We start from the raw sequence: 18,225 nt of genomic DNA, 5'->3' as shown, positions 1-18,225 counted from the left end.
TTTCTTTGTTTCTTTGTTTCTTTGTTTCTGTTTTGGTGGGTAGGGGGTTGTTTCGTCTGGCTTCGTGCCTCAGCTTAACCTACACGAAAGTCGTGTTTTCTTGATTGTTTCCTGACAGCTTTCTAGCTATCAGAATATAGAATGCGATAGACGGAAGGAACTAGAATCAGGCTGACCAGGGTGGAGAAGAGTAGCCCGGAGACGATAGTCACCGCCAGGGGTTGCAGCATTTCAGAGCCTTCGCCCAAGGCCAGTGCCAGGGGCAACATACCAACCACGGTCGTCAATGTGGTCATCAGAATAGGGCGGATGCGCAGGCGGGCGGCTTCGATGACGGCCTCGATGAGAGCCAGTCCCTGATTTCGTTTTATATCGATATACTCCACCAGCACAATGGCGTTGTTGACCACGATACCGGCCAGCATGATCATGCCGAGCCAGACCGGCATAGAGAGCGGCAGACCGGTAAACTCCAGCCCAAGCGTTACCCCGATAATGGCAAAGGGGACACTGAGGATAATCACCAGTGGATTGCGCAGAGATTCATACTGCACCGCCATCATCACAAAAACCAGGAACAGCGCCAGTCCCAGCAGTTGTCTGCTGACGTCCCGGCCTTCCTGCAGGGTCTCCAGATTGCCCGCTTCGTAAATCCTATACCCCTTGGGGACCTCCAGACTCTCCAGCGAGGCATCAGCGGACTCGATCGCCTCGGTCAGGGTGATATCCCCGATAAGGGAGGCTGTCACCTCCACAATGCGCTGCTGGCGGTCGCGCATAATGGCAGAGGGTGTTGGGACGATCGCCACCTTGGCGAAATCCGACAACCGTACCGGGACCCGTTGTGAGTTCTGGTTGAGCAGAATGATCTCCTCTATATCTGCCGGATTGGCAATATCATCCCGGTTCAGACGAAGCATGATATCGATAGAGCGGTCATCGGCGATGAAATCGGTAATGTTGTTGCCCTGGAGGGCAAAACGTACCGCCTTGCCCACATCGGCCAGGGAGAGTCCGTAACCCGCAGCGCGTTCCCGGTCAACCTGGATGGAGATCTCCTGATTCTTGGTCTCCGCGGAGTGCTGCAGATTGCGTAGGCCCTTAACCTCTTTCAGTTGTTCCAGTACCCGCCCTGCAATTTTTTCCAGCACTGCCAGATCAGGCCCTTTTATCCGCAAGGCAAAGTCATCGTCGCTGCGGTTCAGGCTGATCCCCCGGATGCCGGCACTGCGCATGCGGATTCTCACCCCTGCCAATTGCGCCTTTGCCACCTTTTTCTGCATCTTTTCAATCCATTGCTGACTGCTGATGCCACTGCGCTGCTGTTTTGGTTTGAGCTGGACTTTAATACTAGCGCGGTTTGGTGACTCGTGCTGAGAACGGCCGAAGACATGGCCGCCGACGGTGGTAAACAGGGTCTCCACCTCTGGCTCGGCGGCAAGAATTTTTTCTATCTTTTCGGTCAGGGTGTTCATGTACGCCACGTTGGTGCCGCGGTCAGCCGTTATGCTGACGTAGACCCGTCCCTCATCCATCCGCGGCAGGAATATCTGCTTACTCTCCAGCAGTTGGGGTGCGGTAATCGCCAATCCGCCAATGAAGATGATGATGATCAGCCAGGGCGCCTTGATCAGCCAGCTGAGCAGCCATGCATAGCCGTTCTGCAGTGCCTCGATTGCCCGGTTGATAGAACGTCTCAGCATGCCTTCACGCCCGACCGGGATATGCCCGGCCAGGGCCGGCACCAGGGTCAACGCCACCAGCATGGCGGCGACAATGGCGGCTGAGATGGTAAAAATCAGCTCTTTGAAAGGCCGGTGATAAACAGGAACGGTAGCACTGCCGCAAGATTGGTCGAGGTGGAGGCGACAATAGTACTGTTAACCTCGCTGGCAGCCAACCGTGATGCACTCTCCGGTGCCTCACCTTCACGCTGATGCCGGTAGATGTTCTCCAGCATCACAATCGTGCTGTCCACCAGCATGCCTATACCCAGAGCAAGGCCACCCAGGGTCATAATATTGAGGGTCAGGCCGCCGCCGGCCATGAGAATAAAGGTGACCAGAATGGCGATGGGGATAGCGTTGCCGATGATCAGGGTGCGCCGCAGGCTACCGAGGAAGATATAGACCACCAGCATGGCCAGCAGGGCGCCGCTGCTGGCTGCGGTTATCGCATTGTTCAGCGAGCGTCTGACATAACGGGCTTCGTCGCCGACACTGTGAATCTCAATATCGTCCGGAATCAGGTTGTTCGCCTCCAGCTCAGCCAGCTATTTATTGACCGCATCGACCACTGTGACGGTATTTGCACTGGCCTGCTTTTGAATTGAAAGCTTGATCCCCGGCAGGCCGTTCAGGCGAATGCGCAGGGCTCCTCTTCGGCGCCGTCAATAACCTGGGCCACCTCACTGAGATGAATCAGCCGGGCTGGCGATCCACTGTCCGAATTCAGGATAATCGGCAGATTGATGATCTCTTCCATATTAATGAAGCGGCCTGCTGTGCGGCCGCTGATCTCGCCCTGCTGCATAATCAGGCGGCCTGCCGGTGTCTCTTTATTCCCCTCTTCCAGAGCATCGGCGATATCCAGTATATCCAGGCCTATACCCACCAGACGATCCTGGTCCACCAACACCTGAATCTCACGAACAAGGCCGCCACCCACTTCAGCCGCTGCCACTCCATGAATATTCAATAGCCATTTACCCAGGCTGTAATCCACCCAGCTGCGCAGTTCTACCGGGTCCCGCAGGGCCGAACTGATGACATATTCCGCCACTGGGAGCTGGGATGGATCGCGCTTGTAGATGACCGGCGGTTCAATGGTGTCGGGCAGAAAACGTTTGGCACGGTCCAGTCGGGTACTGGCGTCGCGCAGTGCAACGTCGATATCCTTGCCGTAGGCAAAGGAGAGGGAGACGGCGCTGCGCCCTTCAGCGGTTTGAGACTCCACATGGATGGCATCTTCGGTAATCGCCAGTTGTTCCTCCAATTGGCGGGTTACCTCATCTTCCATGATGGTGGCGGGGACGCCCGGATCGATGATACGTACCCGGATATCCGGATAAATAAGCTGGGGTAAAAGGCCGATATTCAGCCGGTCCAGTGCAAAAACGCCTAAAATCATCACCGCGAGTGTGATCATCACAACACCGATGGGGTGGTGGATAGACCAGCTTGCGAGGCCGCGGCCGATGGCTTTGTTTGGTTTGCTCATTGGTTGTCTGGAGTTGGTTTTTTCACCATGGAGGTCAGGGCTGTTTTATTGGCATTCACCGGTTTGACCTTTTTTCCCTCGGTTAGTCCCAAAAATCCCCGGCTGATGACCTGCTGGCCTGGCTCCAGACCTTGGGTAATCTCTATTTTATCGGCTATACGAATTACCGCTGCGGACCGGTGTACGGAGGGCCTGGCGTTTCTCATTCAGCCGGTAGACAAATTCACCGTCACGGTCACGCCTGACTGCGGCAAAGGGCAGCAGAATGCGTTCCACCTGGGCTGTTTTAAAGGTTATTCTGACGAATTGTCCCGCCTTTGCTCCCTCGGGAATATGGGTGAGGGCGATTTCCACTACACCCTGGCGGGTGGCTTGATCAAGTTCGGGATGTATCCGCTGTATCTTTCCGGAGACGGGGAGGTTGCCCAGAGCATCTATGCCTACCGTAACAGGATCGCCACGCTTGAGGTGGGGGAGCAGCAGTTCAGAGACGTGTATCTCAGTCACTAGGGAATCAGGGTCCGTCAATGTCAGCCGATGACTGTTTTTCGGGGCCAGGTCCCCGGGTTCCATATTGCGTTCGCTGATAACCCCCGAGAAGGGGGCGGTAATGCGGGTATAGCTCAGGCGGATATCCAGCAGTTTCTGTTCAGCTTTGGCCACATCGAGTGCAGTGCGGGCACGGGCCTGCTCATCATCTGAAGCGACACGTTTTTTTACCAAATCACCTATCCGCTTCAGGTCGAGCTGAGCTTGCCGGGTGGTTGCCCTGGCTTTATCCAGCTGGGCCCTGAGCATGGCATCTTCAAGTCGGACCAGGGTGTCACCGCTTGCTATGGCATCACCTTCAAAGAAGGGTATGCTGGTGATGCGCCCCTCTTCCTGATTGTGAATGCGTACGATGCGCCTCGCCCTGAGGCTGCCAGTCCGCTCGTGGGCACTGCTGACCTGCTCTGGACTGACCACGACCATCTCTACCAGATGCTCTGTACCAGAGCGCTTTTTCCCGGAAGGCCCGGCAGTCGGTTTTTCACTGCAGCCACTGAGCAGGAGGATCAGAAGGCCAGTAAACAGCAATACCGGAAGGCGTGAGTGGCACATGGCTTATTGGAGAGGCTCGCCGTTGTTTGGTTCATAGGGTTTGTAGTGTTTTCTGTTTCGCTGGATGATGACGCCTTCAATCTGGTAATTGTCCTGTTTCAGGCCAATGGCCGGATAGTTATCGTTAACCGCGATCAGCCGTTCACTGCCGTCATCCTCCCGGATGAATTGACGAAACCAGCGCTCGCCATCGACGCTGACAATCACATAGGCACCACTGGCGCACACCTGAGAGGGTTCGATTACCAGCACGCACTTCTCCGGAAACTCGGGTTCCATACTGTCGTCGAGCACCTGTAGGGGATAGAGTTCGTTATAACTGCAATCTTGTGACATGAATATCTCCAGACTCCATTACCATTAAGAGTAAAGGTTTATCGGGTTGATTTAAAGGTAAAAGGCAGAAGGTTTCCGGATTATGGGAAGTTGGTTGCGTTGAAGTACCGATTGAGTTTTGCTGCATTCGATGCAAGTTATCAATAGCGCCCTGCGGATGTTTGCGAAGGCATGGATATGGCGCTCCCCAGTGCGTTGGCAGCGGGAACGCCGCCTTCAATTTCTGGAGCGAGAACCTTCAGTTTACAATCAAGTGCCGAAAATTTACGATGAAGTCGGTGGTGAATTCCCTGATAGCCTGTTGAAATGGGAAATGGGAAATGGGAAATGGGAAATGGGAAATGGCGGCAGGTTTCTCGATGTTTATTGTTGGAATACTGAGCTCGGCCTGTATTGTTGTCACTTCAGGCGTCTCCCGAACTGTCGGTTCTGTTGCGGCTAAGATAGCGGGGTTGGGTTCAGGTAGAGGTTATTGTGGCCGGGAGGATTGGTTGAACGAGTCAACAACCGCCAGTCGTTTGATTTCGGCTTGGACGAAGGATTTATCCGGCGCTTGGGTGTCCAGTGCCGGTGTGCTGGTATCATCGTTTGCTTGGGACTGCTCCAGTTCAGTTGGTGATTGAGGGATCAGCTTTGGTGCCAGCATCATTACGCCAAAGATAATCAAAATAAGGGAAGGGTTCCTGAAATTAGTCTTGATGCCGAAGGAGGTATATGGGAGCCCCTAAAAACCTTCCCAAATCAGCGATAATAGTAACCGACTCAACCAACCATTGATAAAAGCCATGCAACCGAGTTTTTTTGATCATCAAGATCGACTTGAACTCCTTGAACTCCTTGAACTCCTTGAGCAACTGGGAGACCCGCCGCCAAAGCTGGAAAGGACCATAGACCGGGAGGCTTTTCGGGTATTGTAGGGCTCCGTTTACAAAAACAGTGATCCCAGTAAAGGTGGGCGCCCACCTTACGATGCGGTACTGATGTTCAGGTGTTGGCCCTACAGCATTTATTCAATCTGTCCGATGATAAAATAGAGCTCCAAATACGGGATCGCTATAGCTTTTGTCGTTTTCCTGGGCTGAGCCCGGAGGGTAAGGTTCCCAATGCTAAAACAGTTTGGGTATATTGTGAGCGCCTGAAAGAAGGGGCCTTGTTGATAAACTTTTTTCAGAGCCGTTGATCCGGATTGATGCAGCAGGCTTCAGTGCTCGCAAGGGATGGATTGTAGATGCCGTCATCGTTCCAGTACCCAGGCGACACAATACGCGAGAGGAAAATAGGCAAACCAAATATGGAGACAGCCCTGACATGGGGCGGTAACAAACGCCGCCAGAAGGATGTTGAAGCCCGCTGGACTAAGAAGTGATGGTAAAATCCACTATGGGTACAAAAACCACATCAGCATAGATCCGGAAGCACAAGGTCATTCGCAAGTACGTCACCACATCAGCAGAAGTTCACGACAGCCAGGTCTTCGAGGAACGGCTGGATGAGAACAACAGTAATGGCCGTGTCTGGGCCGATTCTGCTTACCGCAGTGTAGAACGGGAAGCCGCCTTACCGGGTGCGCATTACCGCAGTCACATTCATCGCAAGTCGACACGCAAACGCCTCTTAAATGAACGGGGCAAGAGGCAAACCGAAAACGATCAAGAGTTCGGGCTCGAGTTGAGTACGTGTTTTCTCAGCAGGCCAGCGTGAAGATTGGTATGATGAATTTGGTGTACAACATGCGTCGATTGGTGTGGCTGGCCGGATGAAGCAAGGTATGGATATGGCTGTTGCCAGAAAAATGAGTGTGAAGATGCCGGGCTCTCCCGATTTGCTAAAGACTATTGGCCTTTGTCGATTTTTTAGAGGTTCCCATAATATTGAACCAAGACCGTGGTATTGAGCCTAAAAAAATGCCATCCGCTTCTGTATCCTTTTTCAATCGTTCTTCAATAGCCACTGACTAATTAGTCGTCCCTGAAGTGTCATGCTGAGGGTCTGAATTTCTTGAACTTTTTAGATCTGATTTTCCGCTAGCATTATCCAGGCACAATAAAGCGAGATATAACTGAAGGTGGTGTTTGACAGGCACCGAAAAAAGCGGCGTATCTGGTTGACTTGAAACTGCAAAGTAATCAAACAACTAACTGAGATATGCCACCATGGGTAGGAATACAATTATTTCGATCGAAGATCGAGAGCAGATCGCTGATCCACCGACAGAGTTGCCCAGAATGGGAGCCCGAAAGCTGATTGAACAAGCGATAGAAGCAGAGTTGCAAGCCTTGTTATCCTAGTTGCCGGACAACAAACCGAGCATGGTCATGCTGCTGCCGTAGGCAATGGCTACCTGCCGGTAACAAGTCATCCAGACAGGCTAGGTCCAGTGACCGTGAAGGTACCCAAGGTACGCTCTAGGTCTGGAGACCCGGTCACTTTCCACGCTGCGTTGGTCCCTCCCTATATTTGCAAAACCCGTTCGCTGGAAGCTGCGATTGCCTGGCTGTATCTCAAGGGTGTAAGCCGCGGTGAGATGGGGGAAGCACTCAAGGTGCGGGTTGGCCCGGAAGCAAAAGGGCTATCCGCCAGTACGGTTTCCCGACTGAAGCAGGTATAGGTACAGGAGTATCGGGATTGGTGTACCACCAGATTGGACAAAGCTCGCTGGGTATACATCTGGATAGACGGCATCTACAGTGGCCTGAGAGCTGAAAAGGTAAAACTCTACGCATTTATTATTGGTGTCAATGAACGGGGTGAGAAGCATTTTCTGGTGATAGAAAATGGTGTCCGGGAGTCGACGCAGAGCTGGCATGAAGTCCTGCTGGAGTTGGGATCGCGTGGCATGGACAGTCTGGCACTGGTTATCGGTGATGGTGCCATGGGTTCCGGGCCGCCTTGGATGGGACCTACCCGGAAACCCGTCAGCAATGCGGCTGGATGCATAAAACGGGTCATGTGCTCAATACCTTGCCGAAGTCATTACAGCCAAAAGCCAAGCAGGCGTTGCACGATATCCGGCAAGCCGATACCCGGGATAATGCAGAGAAAGCCTTGGAGCTATTTGTGAATATGATTTTCCCGCTCAGCACCGGCAAGGGGCTTCAGGACGACAATCCTATTGAATCGACGTTTGCCACTATCCGTCATCGCACGAAGCGCCCCAAGGGCTGTTTATCCGCTGCATATGCTGTTCAAGCTCAGCCAATGTGCTGAGAAAAACTGGCGCAAGCTGCGCGAGTTTAATTATTTCGCCAAGGTAATAAAAGGGTGCCATTTAAAAGATGGAGTCGGGATAGATAAATGGGCTCTTTCCCTAATTGACTGGGCAGATTAACGTACCCCTATGAGAGATAAAGATCTATACACCCAGATCCTGGGTATCAAGCCCTCGGCAGGTTAGCAGTGTAGAGTTGGCTCTGTCAGAGGGAGAGGTAACGGTACAGGTTGAGTAAGAGGCAGGTGCCAAGCAGTGTTGTCCAACCTGTGGGCAGATCTCACCAGGCTATGACTCACGCAAGCGCCGCTGGCGGAACCGGGCTCTGGATTTACTGCAATGTTTGAGGCGCTGGTGATTGACTAGTTGAAAGAGGCATCCATCTCGACAGTCTTCCGATTGATGGGGCTGAGTTGGAATGCCATTGATGGAATTATGCCGCGAGCGGTGGTTGTCATGGGCAGTAGCCTGGAGCTAATCAAGAAAGTGGCGGGAACAATCAAGGATCGTCTGTGGGGAATATTGAACACTGTTGTTTTGGAAGTAAGTAATGGTCTGGCAGAAGGTCTCAACAGCCGAATCAAGATGATCAAGGTGCGTAGCAGAGGTTTCCGAAACAAGGAGCGGTTTGCCAATGCAATCTACTTCCACCTTGGAGGGCTGAATCTTTATCCTGAGGGAGTGATTGGGTGATACTTACCCACTCAATCTAGGGAAAGAACCACCACTCGTCATCCATCTGATCCAGAATTAATCTGAGGCTCCCTAAATCTTATACAGACAATATCATGTTAGAACCGGGGCATAGCATTTTTACCGGACAGTAGTGATTGACAGATAAGTTTAGCCGGGAAGGTGTGATGATAGGGAAATCAGAAACTAATTTTGGCTGTAGATGGTAGCTTGGTTGTTTTGACGTTGGTTACAGACTGATATTCCCGATAGAGGCCGTCTATAGTTGGATGAGATCCAAAGATATTTTTATTGAATTATTGAGCTATTTTCTATTGTGGCAAGCTGGCTGTAGGAATAATAAATCTGAGAAGAGTGCTATGACGACGGATCAGATCGTACTTTATACACTATTGATATTTATCTTTGTGTTTCTCATATGGGGACGGTGGCGGTACGATCTTGTAGCTTTTGTTGCCCTGATCGCAGCACTGGTCATTGGTGTGGTGCCAAAAGGTCAGGCATTTTCCGGTTTTGGCCATCCCGCCACCATTATTACTGCGCTGGTACTTATTATCAGCCGCGGACTCTCCAACTCCGGGGCGATAGAGCTCTTGGCCCGTCAGGTTGGTAAACTGTCCCATTCCATGAAGGCGCACATCGCTGCAATGTCTGGAATCTCAGCATTGCTCTCTGCGGTGATGAACAATGTTGCGGCATTGGCATTGCTGATGCCCGTCGATCTGCAGGCTGCAAGAAAAGCTAAGCGCAGTCCGGCTTTCACACTAATGCCACTCTCTTTTGCCTCTATCCTCGGGGGCATGATCACACTCATTGGTACGCCGCCGAACATTATTATTGCAGAATTCAGAGAAAAAAATCTGGGTAGAGGCTTCTCCATGTTTGATTTCACCCCGGTCGGTCTGGCTTGTGCCGTAGCCGGGGTGATTTATGTTGCCTCCATTGGATGGCGGCTGATCTCGGTCGATCGCCAGAAGCAGGATATCTCCAAGGAGTTGATGGATATCAGCGGTTACCTTACCGAACTGCATGTGCCCGAAGGGTCGAAGGCAATCGGTCAACGAGTGCGTCAGCTTGATAGCACCGCAGAAGAGAACGATGTCTTGATCGCAGGGGTAGTACGCAAAGGTGTCCGGCTGTCGGGGCGTGCCAGATGGGCCGAGATTCAGGAGGGAGACATACTGGTGATTGAATCCGGTCCCGAAGCTCTGGATGGCTTTGTCGGTGTGATGGGGCTCGATTTTCGGCAGAAGGGGACAGAAACTGAGGTGCTGACTGATGATAATGTCTCTCTGCTGGAGGTTGTAGTGCCCAGGGAGGCACGTATCGAGGGACGCTCCGCACTCTCTCTGCGGCTGCAGTACCGGCACGATATCACTCTGCTTGGCGTTTCGCGGCAGGGACATCAATTCCGTGACCGCGTGAGAAAACTGAAAATACAGGCGGGTGATGTGTTGCTGCTTTTTGGCCCCAATAAACGACTCAGTGAAATTAGTGGCTGGCTTGGAACCCTTCCCCTGGCACAACGCGGCTTGGAGCTTATACAGCGGGACAAGGCGTTGCTTGCTGCGGGGATATTTGCTGCCGCCATCCTTTTGTCATCGCTAGATATTTTGTATCTTCCTGTCGCTCTTTCTGGGGTGGTCGCTCTCTATGCGATGCTGAAGATCGTACATTCACGGCAAATCTACAATTCAGTGGAATGGCCGGTGATCGTCCTGGTGGGATCAATGATCCCTATCGGAACTGCCCTGGAGAGCAGTGGAGGGACTGCGCAGATAGCCGATCTGATCGTCGGTTTATCAGCTGGCTACTCGCTAGTCGTGGTGCTTGTACTGCTGATGACTATTACCATGACCCTGTCGGATGTGATGAACAACACGGCAACGGCGGTGATTGTTGCGCCTATTGCCGTCAGACTGCAGGTGAATCCAGATCCCTTCTTGATGACGGTAGCAGTAGCTGCCTCCTGTGCCTTCCTCACGCCCATTGGGCACAAGAACAATACGCTGATAATGGGGCCGGGTGGCTACCGTTTCGGTGACTACTGGCGGATGGGTCTGCCACTGGAGATATTGGTTGTTCTGGTCTCCATTCCGATGATTCTATGGGTCTGGCCATTATGAATAGCGACATCAGCCGGATATTTTTAGGATAGGCGGACGCCGATGGGAGCCAGCCAGACGGCAAAAAGTTTAAGGGAGCCTCTAAAAACCCTTCCCAAATCAGCGATAATAGTAACCAACTTCAAGCAATCATTGATAAAAGCCATGCAACCGAGCTTTTTTGATCATCAATGCCAACTTGAACTCCTTAGCCAAGTCTTCGGAAGAACTGCGGGATGAGAACAACAGTAATGGCAGCGTCTGGGCCGATTTTGCTTGCCGCAGTCAGATTCATCGCAAGCCGACAGGCAAACGCCCTTTGAATGAACGGGAGCAAGAGGCAAACCGAAAACGATCAAGAGTTCGGGCTCGAGTTGAGCACGTGTTTGCCCAGCAGGCCAATCGACTGGTGCGTAGCATCGGGCAAGCCAAGCCGGCGGGAAGATTGGTATGATAAATTTGGTGTGCAACATGCATCGATTGGTGTAGCTGGCCGGATAAAGCAAGCCATGGATATGGATGTTGCCAGAAAAATGAGCGTGAAAATACTGGGCTCTCCGGATTTGCCAGAGACTATTGGCCTTTGTCGGGTTTTTAGAGGTTCCCTTATCAGGTCTACATTTTTCCACGCCATACCCGTTGCCACACGTTGCCCGGATGCTAGAATGAAGCGAATAGCCAACTTGATAGTGTCGTGGGCTGACCAATCATCCAGCCCTTTGAGCAGTGTAGTTATCTTAGCCGGGTTAAGCACACTCTTGACCGGGGTATTTCTTTAGTGCCTAGCGCACTTTACCTAAGCCCAGAATGGGGTTTGATTCAATATGGCTACGCTGTACGGCGAAGCTACTGCGCTAACAACTGCTTGACCTTTGAGAGCAACAATTTTCGCTCCTCGATTTACGACAGCATCTAGCAACGCTATATAGTCCTTGCGAGTAATGTCTTCTAAAATCGGTTCTTCCCCTAATTGAGTGGGTAAATCAACGTGCCCCCCTATGAGAGATAAAGATCTATACGTCACGTCCAAATCCTGGGTATCAAGAGCCCCTTGGCAGGTTAGAGTTGGCTCTGTCAGAGGGAAAGGTAACGGTACACGTTGAGCAGGAGGTAGGTGCCAAGCAGTGTTGTTTAACCTCTGTCACCGGACTATGACTCACGGAAGCGCCGCTGGCGGCACCTGGACACCTGCCAGTACAAAACTATTTTGGTAGCAGATGCGCCCAGAGTGAAGTGTGAAGAACATGGGATGGTCACCGTGCCAGTTTCCTGGGCGGAACCGGGCTCTGGATTTACTGCAATGTTTGAGGCACTGGTGATCGACTGGTTGAAAGAGGTATCGATCTCGGTAGTCTCCCGATTGATGGGGCTGAGTTAGAATGCCATTGATGGAATTATGCAGCGAGAGGTTAAGCGAGGACTGGCACGTAGAACAGAGATCAGCTCAACACGATAGGTGTTGATGAGACGGTCTTCAAGAAACGCCATGATTATGCAACAGTCTTACCAGGCCAGGATGCAGGTACAGTGCCACACGTGGGCAGTGACCGCAAAAAGGCGACGCTTAAAGCACATGGTACGAAAGTCTGACAGAGGAGCAGCGAGAAGCGATAGAGAGTGTCTCCATGGATATGTGGCCAGCCTTTATCAATGCCACACTGAAAAGCCTGCCTAGGGCTGAAGAGAAGATTGCCTTTGATAAACTCCATGTCGCCAAGTATCTCGGTGAAGCAGTAGACAAGGTACACGCTGCCAAGAGCACAAAGCGCTGATGGCTATGAGGGCCCTAAAGGCAGCCAGTATGACTAGCCCTGCAACCCGGAGAACATGACACGCCGACAGAAATTGCGGTTAAGGCGCTACGTGACAGCACGCTGAGGATTGCCCGTGCCTGGGCGATCAAAGAGTTTGCCATGTCACTCTCAAGACATGAGCAAGGAAAGGCCGGGAGCGGTGGTTGCCATGGGCAATGCGCAGTGGCCTGGAGCCAATCAAGAAAGTGGCGGGAACAATCAAGGATCATCTGTGGGAAATATTGAACGCTGTTGTTTTGGAAGTAAGTAATGGTTCGGCAGAAGGCCTCAACAGCCGAATCAAGATGATCAAGGTGCGTAGCAGAGGTTTCCGCGAGCCTGTAAAGTTTTCTGTGTAACTGCCCGGGTTAAATATATTCCGCCAAGCGTTCTTCGAACTCAATGATAAATCCATTCAGTGCTGGTTCCCAATGACGGATCGGCGTTGTCCACTTTTTCGATGCGGCCTGGATTGCCAGATAGATTACCTTCTTTGCCGAGTCATCGGTTGGAAACAACTTCCGCTTTTTGATCACTTTGCGAATGACGCTGTTCAGTGACTCAGTGACTCAGTGACTCAGTGACTCAGTGGCGTTGGTCGTGTAGATCACCTTTCGTATGTCCTCCGGGTAGTTGAACAGCGTGTTGAGATTCTACCAATGGGCACTCCAGGAGCGGCTCATCCGGGGGTGTTTGTTGTCCCATCGGTCAGAGAATTTACCCTGCGCCGGTAAAGCTTCTTCCTCGGTGATGGACTGGTAACTCTTTTTCAAATCAGCCGCCACAGGCTTGTAGTCTTTCCAGGGCAGCTACTTCATCGAGTTCCGTAGCATATGCACAATTATAGAGCTGGATATTCGGGAAAGCCGTGTTGATGGCATCAGGAAAGCCTTTTAAGCCATCGACACAGGCAATCAAAATATCCTTCACACCGCGATTCTGAAGCTCTGTCAACACGTTCAGCCAGAATTTGGCCCCCTCATTCTCCGATAGCCACATCCCCAATAATTCCTTGTGGCCTTCCAGGTTAACGCCCAGAGCGAGGTAAATCGCTTTGTTGACCACTTTCTTGTCTTGCCTGATTTTAACGACAATGCAGTCCAGATAAACAATAGGATAAATCGCATCCAGGGGGCGAGATTGCCATTCAACAACCTGTTCGATAACTGCATCAGTGACTTTGGATATGAGTGTGGCAGAGACATCGGCCCCATACATCTCCTTGAATGTCGTGACGATTTCGCGGGTTGTCATACCTTGGGCATACAAGAAGAGGATCTTGTCATCCATTGAGGTAAATCGACGCTGGTGCTTCTTAACTAGCTGAGGTTCAAAGCTGCCCGCTCTATCTCGCGGGGTATCCAGTTCAAACTGGCCATCTTCCGTTTGCAAGGTCTTGCTGGTCGTGCCGTTGCGGCTATTACTCGCTTCGGATTGTTGATGCTTGGCAAAGCCAAGATGATCAGCCAGTTCAGCATTGAGTGCTGCATCGACCGTGATTCTGGGCTGCATTTGCCGAAACTCGTTGAGATCTTCTTCAGTTTTGATGTTTTTAGCGGCCGCTTGGGCTATCGCCTGGAGCTCTTTCTTGTCGATTATCTGCCTATCCTCTCCCTATGTTTGGGTTTAATAACAGGCAGTTACATAGAATTACAGGACAGCCTCGTTCCCGCAACAAAGAGCGATTTGCCAATGCAATCTACCTCCACACAACAGCTGAATACACATCAAATATCCTCTTCACTGGGAAATTAGCAGTCCATCTCAAGATTGATGATTCTCTCAGAATAGCAAATGAATAGCATCAAAATAATTAGTTTCTTTAATAATTAATAATGGCGTATAACACTCCCTTCACAGATCAGTAACTGTCGATTGGAATTATCCATGCTTACACACTCAATCAGCCTCTATTTCTCTGCTGTCTTTATCTGGGGTTCGACCTTTTTTGCCATCAAGTTCCAGCTTGGAGGGGTGAATCCAGAGCTTTCCATTGCTTATCGTTTTGCATTGGCTGCGTTGATTCTGTTTGCCTGGTGCCTGTTTCGCGGGTTACCACTACGCTTCAGCCCACAGCAGCATCTGTGGATGGCGCTTCAGGGATTGCTACTGTTTTGCCTGAACTATCTGGTTATCTACTGGGCCACCTCAGAGCTTACCAGTGGACTGATAGCGGTGATTTTCTCCACAATTGTTCTGATGAATATCGCCAACAGCGCTCTTTTCTTCCGAAAACCGGTTAGTCCATTGATGGTCACCGGTGCTCTGCTTGGATTGGTTGGTATAGCACTCATTTTCAGCCCGGAGCTAACCAATCTTCAAAGTAATACGGCATCACTGACAGGCGTGGGATTAACCCTGCTGGGGACATTTATCGCTTCGCTGGGAAACATCATATCTGCACATAATCAGCAGCAAAAACTACCGGTCATTCAGACTAACGCTTTTGGCATGACCTATGGTGCCCTAATATTGGCCATGACTGCCATACTGCAGAGTGTTCCGTTCAATTATGACGACTCACTGGGTTACAGTGTGTCACTTTTCTACCTAGCACTTTTTGGCTCGGTACTCGCCTTTGGCAGCTACCTTACATTGCTGGGCCGTATCGGCCCGGAAAAAGCCGCCTACGCCATGGTTCTGTTTCCATTGGTCGCCCTAGGAATTTCAACCCTGTTTGAAGGCTATCAGTGGACAATGAGCTCAGCCTCGGGTGTGGCATTGGTGTTAGCGGGAAATATCCTGATCATTATGCCGAAAAGCTATCTGTTGCACCTTGTAAAAAGAGACGCTTCAAATCGTTGATAAAATCCTATTCAGCCACTCTCAATGAGAGATGAGCAAAATCATGCTTCCCAAATTATAGCGGCTCTGTTTCTTTGATTTCTTTAAATGTAGTTTTGCGCTTCAAAGCGTTCCGCAAAACTGGCACCACGGGCTTCAGTGTAAATATTAAACACCGCCGTTGAGCCTGACTGCCGTAGCAGCGCCTCATCATCGGAGTATTTTTCCGTTGTGGCTATACGTCTGGAATAAAGAGATATCCCGCAGTTGCTCAAGGGCATCCGGGTTGGCTTGCAGATTCGGCGGCGCAAGCCTCGACAGGAAGAAGTGAGACACTAGCTTAAGGGAGTCTCTAAGAATCTTCCAAAATCGGCGATAAAGTAGTAACCAACTCAACCAACCATTGATGAAAGCCATGCAACCGAGTTTTTTGATCATCAAGACCAGCTTGAACTTCTTGAGCAATTGGGAGTCCCGCTGCCAAGGCTGGAAAAGACCGTAGACTAGAAGGCTTTTCGGGTATTGTTGGGCTCAGTTTATAAAAACAGTGGTCCCTGTAAAGGCGGGCGTCCACTTTACGATGTGGTACTGATGTTCAAGGTATTGGTCCTACAGCATTTATTCAATTTTCCCGATGATCAAACAGGGTTCCAAATTCGGGATCGCTATAGCTTTTGTCGTTTTCTTGGGCTGAGCCCGGGAAGGGTAAGGTACCCGATGCCAAAGCGGTTTGGGTGTATCGTGGGCACCTGAAAGAACGGGGCCTTGTTGATAAACTTTTTTCAGAGCTGTTGATCCAGATTGATGCAGCAGGCTTCAGTGCTCGCAAGGGACAGATTGTAGATGCCGCTATCGCTCCAGTACCCAGGCAACGCAATACGCGAGAGGAAAATAGGCAAATCAAAAATGGGGGCAGCCCTGAGACATGGAGTGATAACAAACGCCACCAGAAGAATGTTGAAGCCCACTGGACCATGAAGTATGGCGAAACCCACTATGAGTACAAAAGCCACATCAGCATAAACCGGAAGCACAAGGTCATTCGCAAGTACGCCATCACATCAGCTGAAGTTCATGATAGCCAAGTCTTTGAGGAACGGCTGGATGAGAACAAGAGTAATGGGAGCGTCTGGGCTGATTCTGCTTACCGCCGTGTAGAACAGGACATCATTTTACCGAGGGGGGGGCGCATTACCGCCGTCATATTCATTGCAAGTCGATACGCAAATGCCCTTTGAATGAACGGGAGCAAGAGGCAAATCGAAAACGATCAAGAGTCCGGGCTTTCCATATTTGCTAGAGACTATCGGACTTTGTTAGGTTTTTAGAGGTTCCTTAAGCCGAATTGTCCTATATTGTAAGCCCTTACTTCGCTATCTTGGTGGGAAGGTGCATACACGAACCAGACTCAGTGAGGACGTTGGCAGAGTGGAGACAAAAAAGCCCCGCTATATAGCGGGGCTTTTCCTCGGGTGGTTAATACCTGGAGCTCAGATTTACTGAGGTACGACGTTAGTTGCGCTGGGGCCTTTCTGACCCTGCTCAACGTCGAAGGATACTGTCTGTCCTTCAGCCAATGACTTGAAGCCATTACCCTGGATAGCACTGTGATGAACGAATACGTCCTTAGTGCCATCGGAAGGTGTGATGAAGCCGAAGCCTTTTTCGTCACTGAACCACTTAACTGTACCTGTAGCCATACCGGTTACCTTAAAATATATAATTGAACTTGATGTATATGCAGACGCTTGTCGAGCGGTTACGGAAGAATCTGCCACGAACTACGAAGGAGCTGCCGAAAAACTACAAGAACACTGCAATGCCGGCACTATATTGGATACTTGATCAGAAAACAAGAATTTTTAGAGACTATTCTTCATAATCCAGTGAAGATCCTTATCTTCAGCATTTCGTAGGGCCATCGGGTTGCCAGATGGACGCGCTGTAGAATATTAATAAGGAACCTCTAAAAACCTAACAAAGTCCGATAGTCTCTAGCAAATCAGGAGAGTCCGGCATCTTCACACTCGTTTTTTTGGCAACATCCATATCTATACCTCGCTTCATCCGGCCAGCCACACCAATCGACGTATGTTGTACACCAAATTCATACCAACCTTCACGCCGACGCTGGCTTGCCCGATGCTACGCACTAGTTGATTGGCCTGCTGGGCAAACACGTGCTCAACTCGAGCCCGAACTCTTGATCGTTTTCGGTTTGCCTCTTGCTCCCGTTCATTCAAAGGGCGTTTGCGTGTCGATTTGCGATGAATGTGACTGCGGTAATGCGCACCCCGGTAAAGCGGCTTCCCATTTTATACTGCGGTAAGCAGAATTGGCTCAGATACTGCCATTATTGTTGTTCTCATCCAGCAGTTCCTTGAAGATCTGGCTATCATGAACTTCAGCTGATGTGATGGCGTACTTGCGAATGACCTTGTGCTTCCGGTTTATGCTGATGTGGCTTTTGTACCCATAGTGGGTTTCGCCATGCTTCATGGTCCAGTGGGTTTCAACATCCTTCTGGCGGGGTTTGTTATCACTGAACATCAGTACCGCATTGTAAGGTGGACGCCCACCTTTACCGGGATCACTGTTTTTACAAACTGAGCCAACAATACCCGAAAAGCCTTCTAGTCTACGGTCTTTTCCAGCTTTGGCAGCGGGTCTCCCAATTGCTCAAGGAGTTCAAGTTGGTCTTGATGATCAAAAAAACTTGGTTGCATGGCTTTTATCAATGGTTGGTTGAATTGGTTACTAGCTTATCGCTGATTTGGGAAGGTTTTTAGAGGTTTCCATATGATGATATGACATGATTTGTGCTTCTCACTGTGTAAATGAGACTTCACAACCTCATTTTACCAAGCATTCAGATCATCTTTGTTTTAGTCATCCAGGTGATGCACTTTGGAGCTGAATACATCCTCTTTCTGAAGAGCACAGATGATGCACTTACAACTTGAATCCACCAGATAAATTCCCAGTA

General features: G+C 50.6%; 17 protein-coding genes and 5 pseudogenes. 13 read left to right on the top strand and 9 right to left on the bottom strand.

Annotated features, from left to right (window positions below):
* Positions 1 to 122 precede the first annotated feature (122 nt).
* From MN084_RS14025 to MN084_RS14005, 5 genes and pseudogenes are all read right to left on the bottom strand, one after another.
* Positions 123 to 2,227: pseudogene (locus MN084_RS14025) on the bottom strand (efflux RND transporter permease subunit).
* A 128-nt stretch (positions 2,228 to 2,355) separates the two neighbouring features.
* A complete protein-coding gene (locus tag MN084_RS14020; RefSeq protein ID WP_277400551.1) occupies positions 2,356 to 3,219 on the bottom strand; it encodes an efflux RND transporter permease subunit in 864 nt (287 codons plus the stop codon).
* Positions 3,220 to 3,366: 147 nt separating this feature from the next.
* Complete coding sequence (locus MN084_RS14015; RefSeq protein WP_241087454.1) at positions 3,367 to 4,320, bottom strand: efflux RND transporter periplasmic adaptor subunit; 954 nt, start codon at positions 4,318 to 4,320, stop codon at positions 3,367 to 3,369.
* A 3-nt stretch (positions 4,321 to 4,323) separates the two neighbouring features.
* Complete coding sequence (locus tag MN084_RS14010; protein WP_241087455.1) at positions 4,324 to 4,656, bottom strand: S24 family peptidase; 333 nt, start codon at positions 4,654 to 4,656, stop codon at positions 4,324 to 4,326.
* A gap of 469 nt (positions 4,657 to 5,125) precedes the next feature.
* A complete protein-coding gene (locus MN084_RS14005) occupies positions 5,126 to 5,305 on the bottom strand; it encodes a hypothetical protein (RefSeq protein WP_330178121.1) in 180 nt (59 codons plus the stop codon).
* Positions 5,306 to 5,441: 136 nt separating this feature from the next.
* On the opposite strand from MN084_RS14005, the pseudogene MN084_RS19865 reads away from it, so the two are divergent.
* The 10 genes and pseudogenes from MN084_RS19865 (at position 5,442) to MN084_RS13950 (ending at position 12,814) form a co-directional block, all read left to right on the top strand.
* Positions 5,442 to 6,416: pseudogene (locus tag MN084_RS19865) on the top strand (IS5 family transposase).
* 393 nt (positions 6,417 to 6,809) lie between these two features.
* A pseudogene (locus tag MN084_RS13980) lies at positions 6,810 to 7,984 on the top strand (IS256 family transposase).
* Between the two features lie 246 nt (positions 7,985 to 8,230).
* Positions 8,231 to 8,557, top strand: a complete 327-nt coding sequence (locus MN084_RS13975; protein ID WP_241087459.1) for a transposase — start codon at positions 8,231 to 8,233, stop codon at positions 8,555 to 8,557.
* A gap of 359 nt (positions 8,558 to 8,916) precedes the next feature.
* Positions 8,917 to 10,683 (top strand): SLC13 family permease, encoded by a 1,767-nt coding sequence (locus tag MN084_RS13970; RefSeq protein ID WP_241087460.1) that lies wholly within the window; start codon positions 8,917 to 8,919, stop codon positions 10,681 to 10,683.
* 160 nt (positions 10,684 to 10,843) lie between these two features.
* Positions 10,844 to 11,116 carry a hypothetical protein gene (locus MN084_RS13965; protein WP_241087461.1) on the top strand — a complete coding sequence of 91 codons (273 nt, stop codon included), beginning with the start codon at positions 10,844 to 10,846 and terminating at the stop codon, positions 11,114 to 11,116.
* Positions 11,117 to 11,800: 684 nt separating this feature from the next.
* Positions 11,801 to 11,863: pseudogene (locus MN084_RS19860) on the top strand (hypothetical protein); the annotation flags it as partial.
* Positions 11,864 to 11,890: 27 nt separating this feature from the next.
* Positions 11,891 to 12,040, top strand: a complete 150-nt coding sequence (locus MN084_RS13960) for a transposase family protein (RefSeq protein WP_241085491.1) — start codon at positions 11,891 to 11,893, stop codon at positions 12,038 to 12,040.
* A gap of 74 nt (positions 12,041 to 12,114) precedes the next feature.
* The gene (locus MN084_RS19855) at positions 12,115 to 12,252 is read left to right on the top strand and encodes a hypothetical protein (RefSeq protein WP_320416385.1); all 138 of its coding nucleotides are present in this window, start codon (positions 12,115 to 12,117) and stop codon (positions 12,250 to 12,252) included.
* 35 nt (positions 12,253 to 12,287) lie between these two features.
* Positions 12,288 to 12,434 (top strand): transposase, encoded by a 147-nt coding sequence (locus tag MN084_RS13955; RefSeq protein WP_277400116.1) that lies wholly within the window; start codon positions 12,288 to 12,290, stop codon positions 12,432 to 12,434.
* Between the two features lie 185 nt (positions 12,435 to 12,619).
* A complete protein-coding gene (locus tag MN084_RS13950; protein WP_241087462.1) occupies positions 12,620 to 12,814 on the top strand; it encodes a transposase in 195 nt (64 codons plus the stop codon).
* A gap of 9 nt (positions 12,815 to 12,823) precedes the next feature.
* Here MN084_RS13950 and MN084_RS13945 read toward each other — a convergent pair.
* A pseudogene (locus MN084_RS13945) lies at positions 12,824 to 14,051 on the bottom strand (IS256 family transposase).
* Positions 14,052 to 14,342: 291 nt separating this feature from the next.
* Here MN084_RS13945 and MN084_RS13940 point away from each other — a divergent pair.
* From MN084_RS13940 to MN084_RS13930, 3 genes are all read left to right on the top strand, one after another.
* Positions 14,343 to 15,260 (top strand): DMT family transporter, encoded by a 918-nt coding sequence (locus tag MN084_RS13940; protein ID WP_241087463.1) that lies wholly within the window; start codon positions 14,343 to 14,345, stop codon positions 15,258 to 15,260.
* A 570-nt stretch (positions 15,261 to 15,830) separates the two neighbouring features.
* A complete protein-coding gene (locus tag MN084_RS13935) occupies positions 15,831 to 15,992 on the top strand; it encodes a transposase (protein WP_330178119.1) in 162 nt (53 codons plus the stop codon).
* A complete protein-coding gene (locus MN084_RS13930; protein ID WP_241087465.1) occupies positions 15,974 to 16,477 on the top strand; it encodes a transposase in 504 nt (167 codons plus the stop codon). The genes MN084_RS13935 and MN084_RS13930 overlap by 19 nt, the downstream gene beginning before the upstream one ends.
* 258 nt (positions 16,478 to 16,735) lie before the next feature.
* Here MN084_RS13930 and MN084_RS13925 read toward each other — a convergent pair whose 3' ends face one another.
* The 3 genes from MN084_RS13925 to MN084_RS13915 form a co-directional block, all read right to left on the bottom strand.
* Complete coding sequence (locus MN084_RS13925) at positions 16,736 to 16,939, bottom strand: cold-shock protein (RefSeq protein ID WP_241087466.1); 204 nt, start codon at positions 16,937 to 16,939, stop codon at positions 16,736 to 16,738.
* A 363-nt stretch (positions 16,940 to 17,302) separates the two neighbouring features.
* Complete coding sequence (locus MN084_RS13920) at positions 17,303 to 17,482, bottom strand: hypothetical protein (RefSeq protein WP_241087467.1); 180 nt, start codon at positions 17,480 to 17,482, stop codon at positions 17,303 to 17,305.
* 97 nt (positions 17,483 to 17,579) lie between these two features.
* Positions 17,580 to 17,789: a transposase gene (locus MN084_RS13915; protein ID WP_241087468.1), complete on the bottom strand. Its 210-nt coding sequence runs from the start codon at positions 17,787 to 17,789 to the stop codon at positions 17,580 to 17,582.
* Positions 17,790 to 18,225 lie beyond the last annotated feature (436 nt).

The sequence above is a fragment of the Candidatus Vondammii sp. HM_W22 genome (genome assembly GCF_022530855.2).
Classification (GTDB): domain Bacteria; phylum Pseudomonadota; class Gammaproteobacteria; order Chromatiales; family Chromatiaceae; genus Vondammii.
Note: the sequence above shows the minus strand (reverse complement) of the source record. Positions and strands in the feature narration are given on the sequence as shown.

Excerpts from the sequence above, each read along its gene's own strand:
- MN084_RS13955 (WP_277400116.1), top strand. The coding sequence starts at position 12,288 with ATGGATATGTGGCCAGCCTTTATCAATGCCACACTGAAAAGCCTGCCT.
- MN084_RS13915 (WP_241087468.1), bottom strand. The coding sequence starts at position 17,789 with ATGTTCAGTGATAACAAACCCCGCCAGAAGGATGTTGAAACCCACTGG.
- MN084_RS14015 (WP_241087454.1), bottom strand. The coding sequence starts at position 4,320 with ATGTGCCACTCACGCCTTCCGGTATTGCTGTTTACTGGCCTTCTGATC.
- MN084_RS13970 (WP_241087460.1), top strand. The coding sequence starts at position 8,917 with ATGACGACGGATCAGATCGTACTTTATACACTATTGATATTTATCTTT.
- MN084_RS13935 (WP_330178119.1), top strand. The coding sequence starts at position 15,831 with ATGTTCAAGGTATTGGTCCTACAGCATTTATTCAATTTTCCCGATGAT.
- MN084_RS14010 (WP_241087455.1), bottom strand. The coding sequence starts at position 4,656 with ATGTCACAAGATTGCAGTTATAACGAACTCTATCCCCTACAGGTGCTC.
- MN084_RS14020 (WP_277400551.1), bottom strand. The coding sequence starts at position 3,219 with ATGAGCAAACCAAACAAAGCCATCGGCCGCGGCCTCGCAAGCTGGTCT.
- MN084_RS14005 (WP_330178121.1), bottom strand. The coding sequence starts at position 5,305 with ATGATGCTGGCACCAAAGCTGATCCCTCAATCACCAACTGAACTGGAG.
- MN084_RS13925 (WP_241087466.1), bottom strand. The coding sequence starts at position 16,939 with ATGGCTACAGGTACAGTTAAGTGGTTCAGTGACGAAAAAGGCTTCGGC.
- MN084_RS13940 (WP_241087463.1), top strand. The coding sequence starts at position 14,343 with ATGCTTACACACTCAATCAGCCTCTATTTCTCTGCTGTCTTTATCTGG.